Source organism: Azospirillum sp. UFLA03-27 (assembly GCF_059803775.1).
The window spans coordinates 1-3,237 of sequence record NZ_JAUQTX010000424.1 but is presented as its reverse complement, the minus strand read 5'-3'; the positions used below and the strand labels follow the sequence as shown (position 1 = coordinate 3,237).

General features: G+C 70.0%; 5 protein-coding genes. 3 read left to right on the top strand and 2 right to left on the bottom strand.

The genetic code is table 11. From position 1 onward, the window contains the following. Window positions 1–68: 68 nt before the first annotated feature. The 3 genes from Q4I23_RS31830 to Q4I23_RS31820 all read left to right on the top strand — a co-directional run bounded on the left by Q4I23_RS31830 (window position 69) and on the right by Q4I23_RS31820 (window position 1,831). Complete coding sequence (locus Q4I23_RS31830; RefSeq protein ID WP_498528883.1) at window positions 69–644, top strand: YbfB/YjiJ family MFS transporter; 576 nt, start codon at window positions 69–71, stop codon at window positions 642–644. A gap of 9 nt (window positions 645–653) precedes the next feature. After that, window positions 654–1,268, top strand: a complete 615-nt coding sequence (locus Q4I23_RS31825) for a DUF938 domain-containing protein (RefSeq protein ID WP_498528882.1) — start codon at window positions 654–656, stop codon at window positions 1,266–1,268. 134 nt (window positions 1,269–1,402) lie between these two features. After that, complete coding sequence (locus tag Q4I23_RS31820) at window positions 1,403–1,831, top strand: CBS domain-containing protein (RefSeq protein ID WP_498528881.1); 429 nt, start codon at window positions 1,403–1,405, stop codon at window positions 1,829–1,831. 73 nt (window positions 1,832–1,904) lie between these two features. On the opposite strand, the gene Q4I23_RS31815 is transcribed toward Q4I23_RS31820, so the two are convergent. Then, window positions 1,905–2,636, bottom strand: a complete 732-nt coding sequence (locus Q4I23_RS31815) for a TerC family protein (RefSeq protein WP_454020163.1) — start codon at window positions 2,634–2,636, stop codon at window positions 1,905–1,907. Between the two features lie 121 nt (window positions 2,637–2,757). Beyond that, entirely contained in the window at window positions 2,758–3,192 is a 435-nt protein-coding gene (locus tag Q4I23_RS31810; RefSeq protein WP_498528880.1) for an RNA-binding S4 domain-containing protein, read from the bottom strand. Window positions 3,193–3,237: the final 45 nt, after the last annotated feature.

Below are 3,237 nucleotides of genomic sequence, written 5' to 3'. Positions count from 1 at the left end.
CTGTTATAGTCTCGTGGGCTCGGAGATGTGTATAAGAGACAGCGCCCTCCCTCCGCCCCTCCGCCCCGATGATCCTGCTGACGCTGGCCTATTTCCTGGAGGGGGCCGGATACATCGTCACCGGCACCTTCCTGGTCGCCATCCTGAAGACCATGCCGGAGACGGCGCCGCTCGGCGCCGCGGCCTGGATGGTCACCGGGCTGGCGGCCATGCCGTCCGGCATCCTCTGGGCGGCGGCGGGGCGGCGGCTTGGCCTCTGGCGGGCGCTGATCCTCGCCCATGTCGTGCAGGCGGTGGGCATCCTGCTGCCGATCACCGGCTCCCCCGCGGCGGCCCTGCTGTCGGCCGTGCTGTTCGGCGGGACCTTCGTCGGCATCGTCACCCTGTCCTTCACGCTGGGGCGCCACCTGTCGGGCGGGGCGTCGGCCCGCGTCATCGGCGCGCTGACCGCCGTCTACGGGCTGGGGCAGATCATCGGGCCGGTGCCGGCGGGGATGGTGGTGGCTCGCACCGGCAGCTTCGATTCCGCCCTGCTGGGGGCCGCCGCGGCGGTGCTGGCCGGCGCGCTCCTCCTCGCCGCCGGGGCCTGGATGGCCGGGCGCCGCGACCCCGCCGCGGTTGCCCTGGGCGCCGGGCGCGGGTAGCCTGCCCCCATGTTCGATCCGCTGCACCCCGAGACCTCCCGCCGTCACGCCCCCGCGACGGAGCGCAACCGCGCCCCCATCCTGGAGGTGCTCCGCCGCGTCCTGCCGCCGCAAGGTCTGGTGCTGGAGGTGGCGAGCGGCACCGGCCAGCACGCCGTGGCCTTCTCCGAGGCGCTGCCCGGCGTGACGTGGCAGCCGAGCGACCCCGACCCGGGCTTGCGTGACAGCATCCGCTCCTGGGCCTCCGCGGCAGCGCTGCCCAACCTGCGCGACCCGCTGGACCTCGACGCCGCCGCACGCGACTGGCCGGTCGAGGCGGCCGACGCGGTGGTCTGCATCAACATGATCCACATCGCCCCGTGGGAGGCGGCGCTTGGCCTGTTCGCCGGGGCGGGGCGACTGTTGCCCTCCGGCGCGCCGCTGCTGCTCTACGGCCCCTTCATGCGCGGCGGGCGGCACAGCGCGCCGAGCAACGCCGCCTTCGACGCCGACCTGAAGGCCCGCAACCCCGCCTGGGGCGTGCGCGACCTCGACGCGGTGGAGCGTGCCGCCGCCGGCTTCACCCTCGCCGAGTTGGTGGAGATGCCCGCCAACAACCTGACCGTCGTCCTCCGGCGCAACTGATCCCCCGGCCGATCCTCCATCCGGACCACCCCGTCCGAGGTGCGGTCTTCTGCCGCAGTTTTGCACCAGCGAGATTTGCTATTGTTTCTTTGCAGCGCTTGAGTTTGTAAACAAATTACAAATTGGGGGAAATGATGAAGCGGAAGCTGGTTCCGGACGTGGTGAAGTCGCAGGAACTCATCCTGGTGACGGAGGACACCTCCGTCCTGACCGTGTCGAAGCTGATGGCGGAGAAGAACATCGGCGCCGTGCTGGTGGTGAACCACGGCGACCTCGTCGGCATCGTCACCGAGCGCGACCTGAACAACAAGGTGCTCTCCACCCAGATCGACGCCTTGGAGACCGAGGTATCGGCGATCATGACCCGCAACCCGGACACCCTGCCGCCGGACGCGGACGCCATCGAGGCGCTGACCCTGATGCAGTCGAAGCACTACCGCCACCTGCCGATCACCCAGGGCAAGCGCGCGGTCGGCATCGTCTCGATCCGCGACCTGTTCAAACTCGCCTACGAGCATCTGGTGGAGGAGGTGGAGTTCCGCGACGGTCTGATGCGGACCTGATCCCCGGAAAGCGAACGGGCCGCCCCCATTGCAGGGGCGGCCCGTCGAGCACGTCTTCAGGAGGGCCGGAGCGTCAGTGCGCTTCGGCCTTCTTCCGTTTGCGGCGGGCGGCGGCCATCAGGTTCAGCGCCTCGACCAGCGTCGAGAAGGCGATGGCGAAGTACAGATAGCCCTTCGGAATGTGGAAGCCGAAGCCGTCGGCGATCAGCGCCACGCCGACCAGCAGCAGGAAGGACAGGGCCAGCATCTTCACGGTGACGTGGCGGTTCACGAAATCGCCCACCGGGCGGGCGGCGAACAGCATCACCGCCATGGCGATGACGACGGCGGTGACCATCACCGGCAGGTCGTTGGACATGCCGACCGCGGTGATCACGCTGTCCAGCGAGAAGACGATGTCCAGCACGATGATCTGACCGACCACCGCGCCGAAGCTGGCGAGCTTGGGGGCGGCGCTGCCCTCCTCGTGGCCTTCCACGGTGTTGTGGATCTCGATGGTGCCCTTGGCCAGCAGGAACAGGCCGCCTCCGAGCAGGATCAGGTCGCGGCCCGAGAAGCCCATGCCGAGCACGGTGATCAGCGGTTCCGTCAGGGTCGCCACCCAGGAGATGGAGGCGAGCAGCAGAAGCCGCATGACCAGCGCCAGCGCCAGACCGAGTTGCCGGGCCTTCTGCTGCTGGTGGACCGGCAGCTTGGCCGCCATGATCGAAATGAAGATGATGTTGTCGATGCCGAGCACGATCTCCAACGCGGTGAGCGTCAGGAGGCTGGCCCAGACCTGCGGGTCGGAGAACAGTTCGAGCATGAGGGCGGCGGGCTCCGAAAAAGTCGGCCGTTGCGGGATTATTTTGCGCAGATGAGGTTGCGCCCCCCGAATGGCAATGCCCCGCCCGCGCTTCGCCCCCGCTTTCTCCGGCTGTTCCGGCTTACTCCTCTCCGTACAGCTGGTCGAGCGCCCGGCGGTCGCGCTTGGTCGGGCGGCCGGCGCCGGGCTCCCGCGGGGCCGGCGGCGCGCGGTAGGGGTCCTGGATCGCCTCCTCGCGCACCGGCGGGGCGAGGTCCTCGTAAAGGGCCTGCGCCTCCGGCGCCGGGCCGCGCCGGCTGCCCAGCGCGACCACCTTGATGACGCGGATGTGCCGCCCCTGCGCGAAGGTCAGCACGTCGCCGGGCTTCACCGCGTAATGCGCCTTGCCGACCACCGTGCCGGACACCCGCACGCCGCCGCCGTTGCACAGCTTCGCCGCGAGGCTGCGCGTCTTGAAGAAGCGCGCGAACCACAGCCACTTGTCGATCCGCAGCCGGCCCGCCGGGGTGGGGTCGGAGCCGGGGAGATCGTCGTCGTTGTCATCGAGGTCGGTCATGCGGCGGCCCCCCCCAAACCCCCCCCGGCGCCCGGGGCACGGGGG